Source organism: Arthrobacter sp. PAMC25284, from assembly GCF_019443425.1.
Classification (GTDB): Bacteria; Actinomycetota; Actinomycetes; order Actinomycetales; family Micrococcaceae; genus Arthrobacter; species Arthrobacter oryzae_A.
This window is the reverse complement of record NZ_CP080382.1, coordinates 3,272,262-3,287,370: the sequence shown is the minus strand read 5'-3', so window position 1 is coordinate 3,287,370 and position 15,109 is coordinate 3,272,262. Positions and strand designations below refer to the sequence as shown.

At 66.1% G+C, this 15,109-nt stretch carries 19 protein-coding genes and 1 tRNA gene; 11 read left to right on the top strand and 9 right to left on the bottom strand.

Translation table 11 applies throughout. The features are described 5' to 3' along the window. Nucleotides 1–92: 92 nt before the first annotated feature. The gene (locus tag KY499_RS15225; protein WP_123257016.1) at nt 93–1,121 is read left to right on the top strand and encodes a DNA-3-methyladenine glycosylase; all 1,029 of its coding nucleotides are present in this window, start codon (nt 93–95) and stop codon (nt 1,119–1,121) included. 93 nt (nt 1,122–1,214) lie between these two features. Here the strand turns inward: KY499_RS15225 and KY499_RS15220 are convergent, their stop codons facing one another. Next, the gene (locus KY499_RS15220) at nt 1,215–2,891 is read right to left on the bottom strand and encodes an AMP-binding protein (RefSeq protein ID WP_219885761.1); all 1,677 of its coding nucleotides are present in this window, start codon (nt 2,889–2,891) and stop codon (nt 1,215–1,217) included. Between the two features lie 112 nt (nt 2,892–3,003). On the opposite strand from KY499_RS15220, the gene KY499_RS15215 reads away from it, so the two are divergent. Further along, nucleotides 3,004–3,282, top strand: a complete 279-nt coding sequence (locus KY499_RS15215; RefSeq protein WP_123257014.1) for a putative quinol monooxygenase — start codon at nt 3,004–3,006, stop codon at nt 3,280–3,282. Between the two features lie 113 nt (nt 3,283–3,395). Here the strand turns inward: KY499_RS15215 and KY499_RS15210 are convergent, their stop codons facing one another. Further along, entirely contained in the window at nt 3,396–3,839 is a 444-nt protein-coding gene (locus tag KY499_RS15210) for a co-chaperone YbbN (RefSeq protein ID WP_123257013.1), read from the bottom strand. Between the two features lie 135 nt (nt 3,840–3,974). Here KY499_RS15210 and KY499_RS15205 point away from each other — a divergent pair, with 135 nt between their 5' ends. Beyond that, the gene (locus KY499_RS15205) at nt 3,975–4,904 is read left to right on the top strand and encodes an ABC transporter ATP-binding protein (RefSeq protein ID WP_219885760.1); all 930 of its coding nucleotides are present in this window, start codon (nt 3,975–3,977) and stop codon (nt 4,902–4,904) included. Next, nucleotides 4,901–5,698 (top strand): ABC transporter permease subunit, encoded by a 798-nt coding sequence (locus KY499_RS15200; RefSeq protein WP_123257011.1) that lies wholly within the window; start codon nt 4,901–4,903, stop codon nt 5,696–5,698. Before KY499_RS15205 ends, KY499_RS15200 begins: the two co-directional genes overlap by 4 nt. A 33-nt stretch (nt 5,699–5,731) precedes the next feature. On the opposite strand, the gene KY499_RS15195 is transcribed toward KY499_RS15200, so the two are convergent. Beyond that, entirely contained in the window at nt 5,732–6,277 is a 546-nt protein-coding gene (locus KY499_RS15195; RefSeq protein ID WP_219887041.1) for a thioesterase family protein, read from the bottom strand. 62 nt (nt 6,278–6,339) lie between these two features. On the opposite strand from KY499_RS15195, the gene KY499_RS15190 reads away from it, so the two are divergent. Then, on the top strand, nt 6,340–6,828 hold the full coding sequence (locus KY499_RS15190; RefSeq protein ID WP_123257010.1) for a GNAT family N-acetyltransferase: 489 nt from the start codon (nt 6,340–6,342) through the stop codon (nt 6,826–6,828). A gap of 59 nt (nt 6,829–6,887) precedes the next feature. Here the strand turns inward: KY499_RS15190 and KY499_RS15185 are convergent, their stop codons facing one another. Further along, complete coding sequence (locus KY499_RS15185; RefSeq protein ID WP_219885759.1) at nt 6,888–7,439, bottom strand: GNAT family N-acetyltransferase; 552 nt, start codon at nt 7,437–7,439, stop codon at nt 6,888–6,890. A 164-nt stretch (nt 7,440–7,603) separates the two neighbouring features. Between KY499_RS15185 and KY499_RS15180 the strand changes: the two genes are divergently transcribed. Continuing rightward, entirely contained in the window at nt 7,604–8,038 is a 435-nt protein-coding gene (locus tag KY499_RS15180; protein WP_123257009.1) for a DUF1810 domain-containing protein, read from the top strand. An 8-nt stretch (nt 8,039–8,046) separates the two neighbouring features. Here KY499_RS15180 and KY499_RS15175 read toward each other — a convergent pair whose 3' ends face one another. The 4 genes from KY499_RS15175 to KY499_RS15160 form a co-directional block, all read right to left on the bottom strand. Continuing rightward, nucleotides 8,047–9,192 carry an EAL domain-containing protein gene (locus tag KY499_RS15175; protein WP_219885758.1) on the bottom strand — a complete coding sequence of 382 codons (1,146 nt, stop codon included), beginning with the start codon at nt 9,190–9,192 and terminating at the stop codon, nt 8,047–8,049. Continuing rightward, nucleotides 9,189–9,362 (bottom strand): DUF1059 domain-containing protein, encoded by a 174-nt coding sequence (locus KY499_RS15170; protein ID WP_123257007.1) that lies wholly within the window; start codon nt 9,360–9,362, stop codon nt 9,189–9,191. Before KY499_RS15170 ends, KY499_RS15175 begins: the two co-directional genes overlap by 4 nt. 222 nt (nt 9,363–9,584) lie before the next feature. Further along, a tRNA-Tyr gene (locus KY499_RS15165) sits at nt 9,585–9,669 on the bottom strand. Nucleotides 9,670–9,819: 150 nt separating this feature from the next. After that, nucleotides 9,820–10,074: a hypothetical protein gene (locus tag KY499_RS15160; RefSeq protein WP_219885757.1), complete on the bottom strand. Its 255-nt coding sequence runs from the start codon at nt 10,072–10,074 to the stop codon at nt 9,820–9,822. A 197-nt stretch (nt 10,075–10,271) separates the two neighbouring features. Here KY499_RS15160 and KY499_RS15155 point away from each other — a divergent pair, with 197 nt between their 5' ends. Beyond that, a complete protein-coding gene (locus KY499_RS15155; RefSeq protein WP_123257005.1) occupies nt 10,272–10,763 on the top strand; it encodes a YajQ family cyclic di-GMP-binding protein in 492 nt (163 codons plus the stop codon). A 29-nt stretch (nt 10,764–10,792) separates the two neighbouring features. Next, on the top strand, nt 10,793–11,269 hold the full coding sequence (locus KY499_RS15150) for a GNAT family N-acetyltransferase (protein WP_123257097.1): 477 nt from the start codon (nt 10,793–10,795) through the stop codon (nt 11,267–11,269). A 31-nt stretch (nt 11,270–11,300) separates the two neighbouring features. On the opposite strand, the gene htpX is transcribed toward KY499_RS15150, so the two are convergent. Further along, nucleotides 11,301–12,167: a zinc metalloprotease HtpX gene (gene htpX / locus KY499_RS15145; RefSeq protein WP_219885756.1), complete on the bottom strand. Its 867-nt coding sequence runs from the start codon at nt 12,165–12,167 to the stop codon at nt 11,301–11,303. A gap of 142 nt (nt 12,168–12,309) precedes the next feature. On the opposite strand from htpX, the gene KY499_RS15140 reads away from it, so the two are divergent. The 3 genes from KY499_RS15140 to KY499_RS15130 all read left to right on the top strand — a co-directional run bounded on the left by KY499_RS15140 (nt 12,310) and on the right by KY499_RS15130 (nt 15,086). After that, nucleotides 12,310–12,780 carry a Fur family transcriptional regulator gene (locus KY499_RS15140; RefSeq protein WP_219885755.1) on the top strand — a complete coding sequence of 157 codons (471 nt, stop codon included), beginning with the start codon at nt 12,310–12,312 and terminating at the stop codon, nt 12,778–12,780. A 19-nt stretch (nt 12,781–12,799) separates the two neighbouring features. After that, entirely contained in the window at nt 12,800–14,299 is a 1,500-nt protein-coding gene (locus KY499_RS15135) for a catalase (RefSeq protein WP_219885754.1), read from the top strand. Between the two features lie 151 nt (nt 14,300–14,450). After that, nucleotides 14,451–15,086 carry a DUF2461 domain-containing protein gene (locus KY499_RS15130; protein ID WP_219885753.1) on the top strand — a complete coding sequence of 212 codons (636 nt, stop codon included), beginning with the start codon at nt 14,451–14,453 and terminating at the stop codon, nt 15,084–15,086. The last annotated feature ends 23 nt before the right edge of the window (nt 15,087–15,109 follow it).

Here is a 15,109-nt window from a genome sequence, read left to right as displayed (position 1 = left end):
GTCGCGGGCCGATCCGGAATTTAGTGCCCTTCGGCCCATGGTATCGGCAGACGGATCGGGCACCGCTCCGGAGGACGTGGGACCATGGACGGATGAGCATTGCAGACGTCCCCGCCGGCCTTGCCGCCGCCGCGGACGCCTCATTGCAGTGGCGGCCCGGCGCTCCGTTCGACCTGCTGCAGACCATCGGGACGCTCCCTCGCGGTCAAGGCGATCCCACGTTCCAGCCAGCCCCTGGCGGCATGTGGATGGCATTCACGACGCCGGAAGGTCCGGCCTCACTGCGGCTTACGGCGGCCGGTGCGGGCACCGGGTTGGGTCCCCGTCCGGGTACGGCCGTCGATGAGCCGGCCGTTGGTGCGCAGGTCGTCGATGTCCAGGCGTGGGGACCGGGGGCCGCCGACGCCGCAGCCTCGGTCCCGCGGCTGCTCGGCCGGGATGACGACTGGTCCGCCTTCGATGAAACCGCATTTCACACCACGCTCCCCCGCCTCGTCACGGACGCCCGGCGCCGGCACCGCAACCTGCGGCTTCCCGCCAGCGGGCGCATGATCGACGCGTTGGTCCCGGCAGTCCTCGAGCAGAAGGTCACCGTGATCGAGGCCCGCCGCGGCTACCGCTACCTGACTTACAGATACGGAACGCCCGCTCCGGGCGCGGGCACGTTTGCTCCTGCGAACCTGATGGTCCAGCCCACGCCGGAGCAGTGGCTGCGGATCCCGTCCTGGGAGTGGCACAAGGCCGGTGTGGGCCCCCAGCGCTCGGCGACGATCATGCGGGCGCTGCGTTCCGCCGTCGCACTCGAACGGCTCGCCGTGCTGCCGGCCACAGAGGCCGCCACGAAAATGCAGACCATCCCGGGGATCGGTGTCTGGACCGCGGCGGAGGTTGTGCAGCGCACGCATGGCTGCCCGGACTCGATCTCCGTGGGCGACTACCATCTTGCGGCGTACGTCGGCGCGGCTCTGACGGGACGCCGGACAGACGATGCCGGCATGCTCCGGTTGCTGGCGCCGTGGGCCGGTCACCGGCAGCGGGTGGTGCGGATGCTCGGGCTCAGCGGTTTCCGCAAACCCGTCTTCGGCCCGCGCATCACGATCCAGGACCACCGCCGCCACTGACCCGCCCCACCAAGGTAACGCGGGGTCGCTTTTCGCCCATCCCGGGCCCAATCATGGGCGAAAAGTGACCCCGCGTTGCTGTAGGGAACCCTGCTAGAGACCCAGCCGGGCCGCCGCTTCCTGGCGCATCTGCACCTTGCGGATCTTGCCGGAGACGGTCATGGGGAAGCTCTCCCGAACGTCCACGTAGCGCGGGATTTTATAGTGCGCCAGCTTACCGCGGCAGAACTCGGCCAGTCCCTCGGCGTCCAGTGCCGCGGAACCGGGCTTGAGGATCACGCAGGCCATAAGCTCCTCCCCGTAGCGTTCGTCCGGAACACCGATCACCTGCACATCCTGTATATCGGGATGGGTGTAGAGGAACTCCTCAATTTCGCGGGGATAGACGTTCTCGCCGCCGCGGATCACGATGTCCTTGATCCGGCCCTCCACCACCACATAGCCGTCCGCGTCCATCCGGGCCAGGTCCCCGGTGTGCATCCAGCCCTCGGCGTCGACCGCCTCTGCTGTTTTGTCCGGCTGATTCCAGTAGCCCTTCATCACCGCATACCCCCGGGTGCACAGCTCACCGATCGCACCGCAGTCCAGCACCGCGCCTGTCGCCGGGTCCACAATCCGGCTTTCGAGCTGCGGCATGGTCCGGCCCACCGTCTCGGTGCGCTGGGCCAGGGTGTCGGTGCTGCGGGTCATCGTGGACACCGGCGAGGTTTCGGTCATGCCGTAGCAGATGGCAACATCGGTCATGTGCATTTCCGTCACCACCCGGCTCATCACCTCGATGGGGCACAGCGAGCCGGCCATCACCCCGGTGCGCAGGGTGGAGAGGTCGTAGGAGGCGAACTCGGGATGCGACAGTTCGGCAATGAACATGGTCGGCACGCCGTAGAGGGAGGTGCCGCCGAAGTCCTGGACCGCTTCCAGCGCCGCCGCGGGGGTGAAGCCGCGGCCGGGGATGATGGTGGCGGCGCCGCGGCTTAAGGCGGCCAGGTTGCCGATCACCATGCCGAAGCAGTGGTAGAACGGCACCGGGATGACCACCCGGTCGTGTTCCGTGTAGCCGAGCTGCCCGCCGATCGAGTAGCCGTTGTTGAGGATGTTGTGGTGGGTCAGGGTGGCGCCCTTGGGAAAGCCGGTGGTGCCGGAGGTGTACTGCAGGTTGATCGCATCGTGCCGGTCCAGTCCGGCCATCCGCGCCTTCAACGCCGCATGCCCGACGTCGTCGGCCCGCTTGAGCAGCTCCGCGTAGCTTCGCTCCGCGTCCGTTTCGGGGTCTCCGGCGGTCAGTTCAGACAGTCCGGCATCCGGAAGGAAAACCAGTTCGCGCAGCTCCGGGCACACGGCGAGCGCCTGGCGGGCCATCGAGGTGTAGTCGCTGTTTTTGTCCGAGGGCGCCGAGACCAGCATCCGCATGCCGCTTTGGTTGACTACGAATTCCAGCTCGTGGCTGCGGTAGGCGGGGTTGACGTTGACCAGGATGGCGCCGATCTTCGCCGTCGCGTACTGCAGAATGGTCCATTCCGCGCAGTTTGGGCTCCAGATGCCGACCCGTTCCCCGGCCTCTATCCCGAGCGCGAGCAGCGCGCGGGCGAGACGGTCGACGTCGTCGTTCAGCTTGGTGTAGCTCCACCGGCGGGCCTCTTCGCCGGGGACCGCCGCGGCCTCGATCAAGGCATCGTGGTACGGGAACCGTGCCACCACCGCCTCGAAGTTATCCCCGATGGTTTCCTCAAGCAGTGGAACGTCAGTGTCCCCGGCTGTATACGCAAGCATCCTGTGACGCTACCAACACTCGGGCGGCAAGAGAAGGGTAACGCTTGGATGTCCTATGACATCTGCGGCGGGAATCCCGGGGACAACGCACCGGGCCGGTAGGGTAAAAACCATGAGCACTCCCATTGATCTCCAGGCCACCTTCATCCCGAATGAGGGCGAATTCTTCCGCGTGAAGCTCGCCCTCGAAATTGCCATCGACGAAGTGGTGAACGAGCCCGGTTGCATCCGTTATGAACTGACCGAAGCCACCGAGGACCGCCTCGTCCTGACCGAGCAGTGGGCTTCCCAGGAAGACCTGGACAAGCACTCCAAGGGGACCGCGGTCCAGGACCTCAACGAGTCCCTGAGCGCCCTGCTGGCCGAGCCGGTAAAGCTCGAAAAGCTCTGAGCCGCTAAGAGTCCGCAAGAGCGGCCTTAAACGCTCAACGCGGGGCCACTTCCCGCCCGTCATCCGAAGAATCATGGGCGGGAAGTGACCCCGCGTTGGAGTTTAAGTGAGGATTAGAAGTCCGGGATCTGGGACCCGTCCTGCTGGTCAGCGGGGGTACGGTTGGCCGACGGCTGGTTCGCGGCTGCGGCCGCCTCGGCCTGCGAGCGCGCCACGTGGGCGTGCACCTCGTCCATGTCCAGGGCCTTGACGGCGCCGACGACCTCTTCAAGCTGCTGGGCGTTCAGTGCACCGGGCTGGGAAAACACCAGCACCTTTTCGCGGAAGGCCATCAGGGTCGGAATCGAGGTGATACCGGCTTCAGCGGCGAGCTGTTGCTCGACCTCGGTGTCGACCTTGGTGAAGACGACGTCCTGGTACTTCTCGGAGACGGCGGAATACGTTGGTCCGAACTGCTTGCACGGGCCGCACCATTCGGCCCAGAAGTCAACGAGCACGATGTCGTTGTTCTCAATGGTGGATGCGAACTGTTCACCTGTGATGTCTACGGTAGCCATCCGTTAACGGTACGTGAGGGGCTTGCCGATGTCCCGCGCTTTTCGCTCTGGGCACACCCGCCGGGCCTTGCGCCCCTAGGCGTGCGGGTAGGGCCATCCTAGGATCATAACCATGAATCCAGCCCAGGGTCCGGAATGAGCCAAGCGGTCACCGTCGAATCCCTGACCAAAAAATTTGGCCGGGTCGAAGCCCTGCACGATGTCAGCTTCGGCATTGCGGAGGGGGCGGTATTCGGCGTCATCGGGCCCAACGGCGCGGGGAAGACAACCCTGATGCGGTGCCTGTTGGACATCATCCGGCCCACGTCCGGCTCGGCGAAACTGCTGGGCGAGGACCCGCGGACCGCCGGGCCGGCGCTGCGACGGCGGATCGGCTACCTGCCGGGCGAGTTGTTCCTGGAGGGGCGCATCACGGGCCGCAAGCTGCTGGCGCACTATGAATACATCAGTGGCCCGGTCAAGCCCGGCCGGATCGAGGGTCTGGCCGAACGACTCGGTCTTGACCTGGACCGCACCACGCGCAAGTTGTCCAAGGGCAATCGGCAGAAGCTCGGCCTCGTCCAGGCCTTTATGCACGATCCCGAACTCCTTGTCCTGGACGAGCCGACGAGCGGTCTGGATCCCCTGGTCCAGCAGGAGTTCCTCGCCATGGTCCGGGAGGGGCAGGCGAATGGGCAGACCATTTTCCTCAGTTCACATGTGCTCAGCGAGATCCAGCAGGCCGCCGACCAGGTTGCGATCCTCCGCGACGGCCGGATCATCACCGTCGCATCGGTGGACAGTCTGCGCGAGGGTGCGGTGCGGCACGTGCGGTTCACCGCGGCCAGGATCTCAGCCTCCGACGCCGGCGCGCTGCTGGGCCGGGTGCGGGGCATCGGCAGCATTGAGGTGCTGCCGGCCGGCGACGACGTCGAACTCTCGGCGACCCTGGCCGGCCCGATCCAGCCGCTGCTCCAGGTACTGGCCACGCTGGAGCTCAAGGAACTGGTCCTTGCCGAGCCCGACCTCGAGGAATCCGTCCTGGAGTTGTACGGCACCATCCGCGGCAACGGAGGCGGACAATGACGAAACTGCCGCTGTTCACCCGCGCGTTCATGGACTCATGGCGCGCCACCCTGGGGTGGGCGGCGGGGCTCGCGGCCGCCATCATGCTCTACCTTCCGCTGTACCCGTCGATCGGTGGCAGCGCCCAGATGGGGGAAATGCTCAAAGCCCTGCCGTCCGGGATGATCAAGGCCCTCAACTACGAGGAGATCACGTCCGGCCCGGGGTACACCCAGGCCACGATCTTTGGGTTGATCGGCTTCGCGCTAATGACCGCCGCATCTGTGGCCTGGGGAGCGGCCGCCGTCGGAGGCGACGAAGAATCCGGGCAGCTCGAACTGACCCTGGCGCACGGCGTGACGAGGATTCAGGTGGTCCTGGAGCGGACTCTGGCCCTCGCCGGGCGGGTGGTCCTGCTGACGGCCCTCGTCTTTGTCCTGATCATGCTGCTGAATGATTCCGCCGGGCTGGGAATCATGGTCGGAAACCTCTTTGGGGCCTCGGTGATCTTCGCCGGACTCGCCCTGCTCACCGGCACGGCGGCACTGCTGGGCGGGGCCGTCTCCGGGCGGAGGACGGTGGGGCTGGCATGCGGTGCCGGCGTCGGCGTCGTGGCCTATGTTTTCAACGCGGTGGGCCGTCAGAGCCCCGACGTCGAATGGCTGCTGAATCTCTCGCCGTATCACTGGGCGTACGGCACCAATCCCCTGACGGACGGTCCCGACTGGGCCGCGGCCGGCTGGCTGTGGGTTCTCGCAGCAGCGCTCGCAGCGCTCAGCGCCCTGGCGCTGAACGGGCGCGACGTCGGGACCTGAGGCGGCCGCCGGCGTCGTACTTTGGCGTGCCGGTCAGGCCCAGATGTGCGGGGCGGGACGGCGGGCACCGGGCAGAGCGTTGGTCTCGCGCCATTCGTGAATCCATTCGGGCAGTTCCAGATCCGCCGGGGGCTGGCCGAATTCGCGCAGGATGTCCTCCTGGCTGACCGGCTTTCCCTTGCTGACCAGCCGGGTAGCGATGTGGGCACGGGCGTAAATCTCGCCGTCGACCACCATGCGCTGCTCGAAATAGATGGCCTTCTCATCGAGGCCGATGATCTTCGTTTCGATGGTGTACCGCTGCCATAGCTGCAGGGAGCGGCGGAAGGCGATGGTCTCCCCTGCGGCCACAGGGCTCCAATCGCGGCGGCGCATGGCCTTCCAGGTGCCGCTGCGCGCCATGAGATCGAAACGGCCAAGATCCATGAGCGAGAAGTACATGCCGTTGTTAACATGCATCGCGATATCGATGTCCGTCGGCAGGACCCGCAGCGGCAGCGAGGAGGTATCCCAGATACTCAGCGGTGGCCGTCGGGAGGCCGTGAACAGCAGGACAAGGGTGCGCAGCAGCAGATGCATGAAAATCATGTTACCCGCCAGTAACAACGACGCCAAGAATTCCACTGGAATAGCCTGATGGGATGACGCATGAACTCATCGTCCGCCCGGCCGGCATTGGGGATGCCGCCGCTATTGCCCGGGTCCATCTGCAGGCATGGCGGGAGAGCTACGCCCACCTGCTGCCTGCTGAAACCCTGGCCGGGCTGGAACTGGATGCACGGCAGCGCAGATGGCGGGGCATCCTCGCCGCGGCGGCGACCAGCGTATGGGTCGCGTGCGATGCGGAGGTGGTGGTCGGATGGGCCTCCTCAGGTGCCGGGCGGGACCCTGACGGTCCCCGGCCGCTGGAGCTTATGGGAATCTATGTACTCGCCAGCCACTATGGAACCGGCGCCGGCCAGCTGCTCCTGGAGGCCGCGGTCGGCGGCAGTGGGGCTTACCTGTGGATCGCGGAGAACAACCCCCGGGCGTCCGCCTTCTACCGGAAGCACGGTTTCACTGCGGACGGGACCCGGTCGACTGCAGAGCTCGCCAGCGTGCCGGTCCGGACCGTGCGGCTAGTGCGGTAGCCGACGACAGCCCCCGGGGCCGCCGCGGCCAAGAGCAACGCGGGGTCTGCGGGCGAGGATCACGGGCACGGCAATTCGAGGATGATTTCCAGACCGTCCTCGTCATCCCACTGTTCGCCCACGGGCTGGAATCCGTACTGGTCCAGGAGCGCTCGGGAGGGCAGGTTGCCCGGGCTCACTGTCGCTCGAACGATCCTGACATCCGGGTGGGCCTTCGCCACGTCCAGCAGGATCACGAGGGAACCGCGGGCGTATCCCCGGCGGCGCTGGGCGGGGTCGATCGAATAGCCGACTTCGACCATCCCGTTCCCGTCCGGCGGTCCGTGGTACCCGGCACGGCCCACCACCCGGCCGGATGCCCGCTCGAGAACCAGCCGAGTCACCCACGCCGCGTCGTCCGGGCTGCTGGCAATCTGGTCCCTTCGGATGCGCCAGACGCCGACGCACTCGGCACTGACAAGGTACGGCGTGAGCCCGAGTGGGGTTGCCGCACGTGCCGCGTCCAGGTTGCCGTCGGCGAGCGCCGCCAGTACCGGCAAAGGCAGTCGCACGAGTTCGAATCCGACGGCGTGTGCCGCCGGCGATGTCCACGGTCCTTCGCTGATGATCACCCGGACACCATAGCTGAGGACCGCCGCTGCGAAAGGTCAACGCAGGGACGTTTCAGGCCCGTGAAGAGGCCTGAAACGGGACCCGGCACTGCCGGAGGCGCCGGGACGTCCAGCCGGAGATATCACTTCACTCGCCCGGCCCGCCGCAATAGCATTGACGGATGATGAACGGCACAGGCTACGGGCTTGACCGGTTCGAGACCGCCCAGGATTCCGGCGGTACCTACCTGCGGGCCATCGAAGAACTCCGTGCCGGATCGAAACGCGGCCACTGGATGTGGTTCATCTTCCCGCAGGTCGCCGGGCTGGGGCACAGCGCCACGTCACGGCGTTTTGCCATCGCTTCCCTGGCCGAGGCACGGGCCTACCTGCGGCACCCGGTGCTGGGCCCGCGGCTGGTTGAATGCGCCGGCATCGTGGCCGGGCACACCGGGTACGCGCCGGAGCAAATCTTCGGCGGCATCGACGCGCTCAAGTTGCATTCGTCCATGACACTCTTCCATCGGGCGGACCCGGACGAGCCGGCGTTCAGCGACGTCCTGGCGGGCTTCTTCGACGGCCGGCCCGATTCCGCCACCGTACGGCTCCTGGACGGCTGAGGCCGGAGCTATCCGTCCGCCGTGATCGCGGTGATGATCCGTTCCAGACGGGCGACGCCGGAGAACCGGCCCGCGTTGTCGGTAACCAGCAAGGGTTCGAAGCGGCTGGCCTTCTCCCGCGTCATGGCGCGGGCCAGCGCTTCCGCCAGCGGCGTATCGAGGTTCGCCCGCATTCCCGGATCCACGATGCCCAAGGCCGCCGCATCGTGGCTGAGCAGCGAAACCGGGCGCAGATGGTCGCCAATCAGCACCGCGTACTCCAGCCCCGGATTCTGGAACGCCTGCACGGCCAGGTCCAGGCTGGTGACTGTGGTGGCGGCTTCCACGACGTCCCGGAGGACGGTTTTATGGGTGACAGGCTGCTTCGAGGCAAGGCGATGGGCAAGGTCGAAGTCCAGGGTGGCCCACGGCGGTCCGGGCCGGGCCAGGCAATACCCCTGCACCAGTGGCACTCCCAGGGACACGAGGGCATCCAGCTCTTCGACGCGTTCGACACCCTCGGCGAGGATCCAGGCGTCGACCCGGCTGGCGAACGTGCCCATCATGCTGATCAACGCGCGTTTGGCTTCGTCCCGGTCCACGTCCTGGACCAGCGCGCGGTCGATCTTGATCAGGGCCGGCCGCAGAGTGAGAAGATGCCGCAGCCCGGCGTAGCCGGCTCCGGCGTCGTCGACGGCGATCATCGCCCCTGCGGCGCGAAGTTGGTTGAGGTCCGGTTCCAGCTCCACGTAGGACTCGATGGGCGCCTGCTCAGTCAGCTCAATGACGAGCCCGCCGAGGTTCCCGGCGTTGCGCCACACCTCGCGAATGCTCTCCGTGGCCAGCAGGTCCGGGGACACGTTGAGCGTCATGAAGCTGTTGACCGGCAGGTTGGGCCGCTCCGCGAGCGCAGTCCGCAGCGCGGCAGCCTCCAGCTGCTCGGACTTGCCATAAGTCCTGGCCGTGGCGAACCAGGTTTCCGGATTCTTCTCGGCATAACCTGGGAAACGGGCGAGCGCCTCGAAGCCGACCACCGTACCGCGGGCCGTGTCAACGATCGGCTGGTAAGCCGCGGCAAGGCCTTCGCCGCGGCAGGCGGCCGCCAGCTGGGCCTCCCAATCCGGAGCGGCTGATGCCCCGGGTTCGGGATGCGGACCGCCTGCCGTGGGTATCAAACCGTAACGATGGCGCGGCGGACCGAGTCCACCAGTTCCGGTGACACCTCGGTGAGGCCATGGGCGGAGGCGGCATGCGTCCCGACACTGGCCAGCAGTTCATCTTCGGTGCTGCAGACCCAGCGGGCTTCACAACCGGGTACGACATCTCCGCATGCGAACGATTTCAAGAGCGCTCCTTCTACCTGTTACCAGCTCCCCACAGCCGACGTTCAACGTGAACGGCCCAACCATACTCCCCAGGCTCCACGGCGCCCGGACGCCACGCGCACCCGGCCACGGCAGCCGACTCCGAAGGCGAAGCGCCCGTCCGCGGCCCCGGTCCCGGTCTCTATGACCGGTCGAAAATGTCAAAGAAAAACCCCGGAACCAATGGTTCCGGGGTTTTCCCGTGGTGGCAGATGAGGGATTCGAACCCCCGTAGGCGTTGCCAGCTGATTTACAGTCAGCCCCCTTTGGCCGCTCGGGTAATCTGCCGAACTTCAAAAGAAGATCACTCGCGGCCTCTGTGTTCGGAACGGACATTTTCGGCCTGTTCCGCTTCCAGTAACCGCGGGCAAGACAACTTTACAGAACTTCGGCCGAAGAATCGAATCGGCGCTTCAGGGGCTCAGAAACCCCGGAATTTCAGGCTTCTCCGATGATGCTGCCGGCAATCCTCGCTTCAAACCGGGCAGCCTGCTCTTCCGTGACCTCGTTCAGTTGCACTGCGCGGGCCAGATCCGCGTGGACACCGACCATGCGGACCGAGGCGTCAGCTGCCGGGCTCAGAATGATGGAGGCAGCCAGCGCGGCCGCGGCCATGGAGGTCGCCACCGCGGCGATGCCGCCGGCGGCTGCGGCAGTGGAACGGGTGACGTAACGGATGGCTTTTTTACTCATGTGCTGTACCTTTCGGGCGACTCTTCCGACTTCTGCAATCCTGACCGGCCAAGCTTCGTTTCCACCTTGGCCTGCCTTTGCGCGACCTGTGAATCGGGACTCCCGTGCGGCCTTCACTTCCGGAGCATCCGTACTAGGCTGGATGGCAGACATCACGGCCGTTTAGAAGGCCCCCACTAATCATCAGGAGGACAGTCATGGCAGGCGAATCCACGTTCGACGTCGTCAGCAAGGTAGACAAGCAGGAGGTCGCGAACGCACTGAACCAGGCGCAGAAGGAACTGGTCCAGCGTTATGACTTCAAGGGCGTCGGCGCCGAGGTTGACTTCAGCGGCGAGAAGATCCTGATGAAGGCCAATTCCGAGGAGCGTGTTCTCGCCGTTCTGGACGTCCTGCAGTCCAAGCTGATCCGCCGTGGCATCTCGTTGAAGTCACTCGATACGGGCGAGCCGTACGCTTCCGGCAAGGAATTCCGGCTGGAGGCCACCATCAAAGAGGGCATCGCCCAGGACCTCGCCAAGAAAATCAACAAGCTCATCCGGGACGAGGCCCCCAAGTCCGTCAAATCCCAGATTCAGGGCGACGAACTGCGGGTGACGTCCAAGTCCCGTGATGACCTGCAGGAAACGATGACGCTGCTGAAGGGCTTCGACGAAGCCGACCTGCAGTTCGTGAACTTCCGCAGCTAGCCGTGGGCACCGTGCGGCCAACGTGCAGCGTGGCTGGGGTATTTACCGTGGGCTCCGTGCCGTGGGACACGCCTGACGGCGAGGAGTTGCGCCGTGCGCAGCGTGCGGAACTCGACGCCCGCTACGGCAGTGGCGACCACGAGCCGGGTTTGCCCCCGACGGCGGCAGACATCGCCGTATTTGTGGTCGCCCGGGACGGCTCCGGGGCCGCCGTGGGCTGCGGTGCCTTGCGACTCCTGGATGACGCGTCCGCTGAGATCAAGCGGATGTACGTGCTGCCGGCCAGCCGCGGCAGTGGAGCTGCGGCGGCCGTGCTGCGCGCACTCGAGGCGGAGGCCCTGAGCAGAGGGCTAAGCGAGCTCCGGCTTGAAACCGGCGAGGCGCAACCGGACGCCATCCGATTCTACGAGCGCGAAGGCTACCGGCTGATCCCGAACTACGGGCCGTACCGCGGCGAGGCGCTCTCGGTCTGCTACGCCCGTACTCTGGACCAGCCAGACGACTAGTGGCCGGGATGGCCGCCCGGCTGGTGCGGTTTCAGCCCAGCGGGCGTCCGGCCATCCGTTCGAGGCGGCCGATCCGTTCTTTCATGGGCGGGTGCGTGGAAAACATTTTCACCATGGCCCCGCCGCGGAACGGGTTGGCGATCATCAGGTGTGAGGCGTTGACCAGTTTCTGCTCCTGTGGCAGCGGTGCGAGCTGCACTCCCTGCTCGATCTTGCGCAGGGCGGAGGCGAGCCCCAGCGGGTCGCCGGTGAGCGTGGAACCGTCCTCGTCGGCGTCGTACTCCCTGGTCCGTGAGATGGCCATCTGGATCAGCGATGCCGCAAACGGTGCCAGCAGCGCCATGGCGATCATCGCCAGCGGGTTCGAGTTGCGCCGACCGCCGCCGAAGAACAACATAAACTGTCCTGCCGAGGTGATCACACCGGCGACGGCGGCTGCGACGGAAGCGGTCAGGATGTCGCGGTTGTACACGTGCATAAGTTCGTGCCCCAGCACGCCCCGGATCTCTCGGCCGTCCAGCAGCTGAAGCATGCCCGCTGTGCAGCAGACGGCTGCATTCTTCGGATTCCGGCCGGTGGCGAAGGCGTTGGGGGTCATGGCGGGCGAGAGATAGATTGCCGGCATCGGCTGGCCGGCCCGGACCGACAGTTCGCGGACGATCCGGTACAGCTCCGGCGCCTCAGCCTCGGTCACGGGATAGGCCTGCATGGCCCGGATCGCGATCTTGTCGCTGTTCCAGTACCCGTAAGCGGTGGTCCCGACGCCGATCAGCGCCATGATCCAGATGGGTGCGGAGCTGCGCGTCCCAACGCCGATTACCGCGCCCAGGCCCAGCAGCACCGCCCACAGCACGCCGAAAAGGGCCACCGTTTTTAGTCCGTTATGGTGCTGGTGCACTGATCCTCCCGATGCCATGGTCTCCAGGCCCATCCCTCAGCCTCCAGTTTAGTCGCGCCGAGGTCATCGCCCCGTGACAGGAACTGACACAGTTAGCCTTCCCTTATTGTGAGGAAATCACAATAAGTGATTGAATGGGAACATGACGGATTCCCCGGGCACCCACGAGGCATGGGCCGCAGCCCTGCGCGCCCACGGCCGCCGCGTGACGAAACAGCGCCTGGCGGTGCTGACCGCCGTCGAACATCACCCGCATTCCCCCGCGGAGACCATCCTGGCCTCCGCACGGCAGGAACTGCCCGAGCTCACCGCGCAGTCCGTCTATGTGGTCCTCGGCGACCTGACCGACCTGGAGATGCTGCGCCGCTTCGAGCCTCCGCACTCCCCCGCCCTTTACGAGACGCGCGTGGGAGACAACCACCACCACGCCATCTGCATCGGTTGCGGCCGCGTGGAGGACGTGGACTGCGCCGTCGGCCATGCCCCCTGCCTCACCCCGCACTGGGACGAGACGGCCCGGCCGATGACTATCCAGATCGCTGACGTGATGTACCAGGGCATCTGCCAGGACTGCCAGCGCACCCAAAAACTTTCCTCCACCGACACCAACTAACCCAACCAGAAGGAGAACGATGACTGAGAACATCTCTGCGCCCGCCGTGTCCACGACACAGTCCGGCGCCCCCGTCACGTCCGACGCCCACTCGAAGTCCGTCGGCGCCGACGGTGCGATCATCCTCACCGATCACTACCTGATCGAGAAGCTCGCCCAGTTCAACCGCGAGCGGGTGCCGGAGCGCGTCGTGCACGCCAAGGGCGGCGGCGCGTTCGGCACCTTCACCACCACGGCCGACGTCTCGAAGTACACCAAGGCCGCGCTGTTCCAGCCCGGCACCGAAACGGACATGCTCATCCGTTTCTCCTCCGTCGCCGGCGAAGCAGGCTCGCCCGACACCTGGCGCGATCCCCGCGGCTTTGCCGTGAAGTTCTACACCACCGAGGGCAACTACGACCTCGTTGGCAACAACACCCCCGTCTTCTTCATCCGCGACGGGATCAAGTTCCCGGACTTCATCCACTCGCAGAAGCGCCTGCCGGGCACGCACCTGCGCGACGCGGACATGCAGTGGGACTTCTGGACCCTCTCCCCCGAGTCCGCACACCAGGTCACCTGGCTCATGGGCGACCGCGGCCTGCCGGCTTCATGGCGCGAAATGCAGGGCTACGGCTCGCACACCTACCAGTGGATCAACGCCGAAGGCGAGCGTTTCTGGGTCAAGTACCACTTCAAGTCCAACCAGGGCGTCAAGTCCATGTCGGGCGACGACGCCGAGGCGCTGGCAGGCTCGGACGCGGACTTCTACATCCGCGACCTGCAGGAAAACATTGCTGCCGGCAACTTCCCGTCCTGGGACCTGCACGTGCAGGTCATGCCGTACGAGGACGCCAAGAGCTACCGCTTCAACCCGTTCGACCTGACCAAGGTGTGGCCGCACTCGGACTACCCGCTGATCAAGGTCGGCTCCATGGAGCTGAACAAGAACCCGGAGAACTACTTCTCCCAGATCGAGCAGGCCACTTTTGCGCCGTCGAACTTCGTCCCGGGCATCGCTGCCTCGCCGGACAAGATGCTGCAGGCCCGCATCTTCTCCTACGCGGACGCACACCGTTACCGCGTGGGCACCAACCACGCCCAGCTCCCGGTGAACATGCCCAAGAGCCAGCTGAACAACTACAGCCAGGACGGCCAGGGCCGGTTCCACTTCAACGCCCCGTCGACTCCGGTCTACGCACCGAACTCCTTCGGCGGTCCCGCTGCCGTGGAGGTCCAGAACCCCGCCGGCGGCTGGGAGAACGATGGAGAGCTCACGCACTCCGCCCACTCCCTGCACGTTGAGGACAGCGACTTCGGCCAGGCCGGCACGCTGTACCGCGAGGTGTTCAACGACGGCGAGAAGGCACGCCTGCTGGAGACCATCACCGGTGCCGTGGGCGGCGTGACGAACGCCGAGATCAAGGAACGCGCCATCCAGTACTGGACGAACGTCGACGCCGAACTCGGCGCCAAGCTCCGCGCCAACCTGGGTACAGGCCAGACTGAGTCCGACGCCGAGGCAGCTACCAAGTACTAAGCGCCTTTTTGCTGCGGCCGGCCGCCCCGGCTGGCTGACGCCTGCGTACTGAACACCCCGTCACGGGTAACCGTGGCGGGGTGTTTCGCGTTTTCCACAACGGCCCCATAGCACGTCGCCGCCGGGTCCACCGTGTGCCTAGGATGCAGGCATGACACCCTTCGCAGGCATTCCCGACGAAGCCTTCCGCTTCTACACCGACCTTGAAGAGAACAACAACCGGGACTGGTGGCTGGAGCACAAGCCGGTCTATGACTCCGCGGTCAGGGAACCGCTGAGCCTGCTGCTGGCCGAACTGGAGCCCGAGTTCGGCGCCTTCAAACTCTTCCGGCCCAACCGCGACATCCGGTTCTCCCCGGACAAGTCCCCCTACAAAACCGCGCAGGGCGCCGTCGCCGCCGTGGTCGAGGGGGTGGGCTACTACGTCCAGGTCAGTGCTGACGGATTCATGATCGGCGGCGGCTGGCACACTTCCGGGCCGGAGCAACTGGCCCGCTACCGCGCCGCCGTCGACGCCCCGGCCAGCGGTGAAGCGCTTCGGGCCATTGTCCAGTGGATTACCGACGCCGGCCTCAGCATCGACGGGGAGCAGCTCAAGACGGCGCCGCGGGGCTTTCCGAAAGACCATCCGCGGGCGGAGCTGCTCACCTTCAAGTCGCTTTATACAGGCAGCAGCGTGGGCCGGCCCGAGTGGGTATCCACCCCCGACGCGGCCAGGGAAGTGGCCAAGAGCTGGCAGCAGCTGCGGCCTCTGATGGAGTGGTTCGGCCTCCACACAACCGCCTAAGAAAGCAACGCGGGGTCACTTAC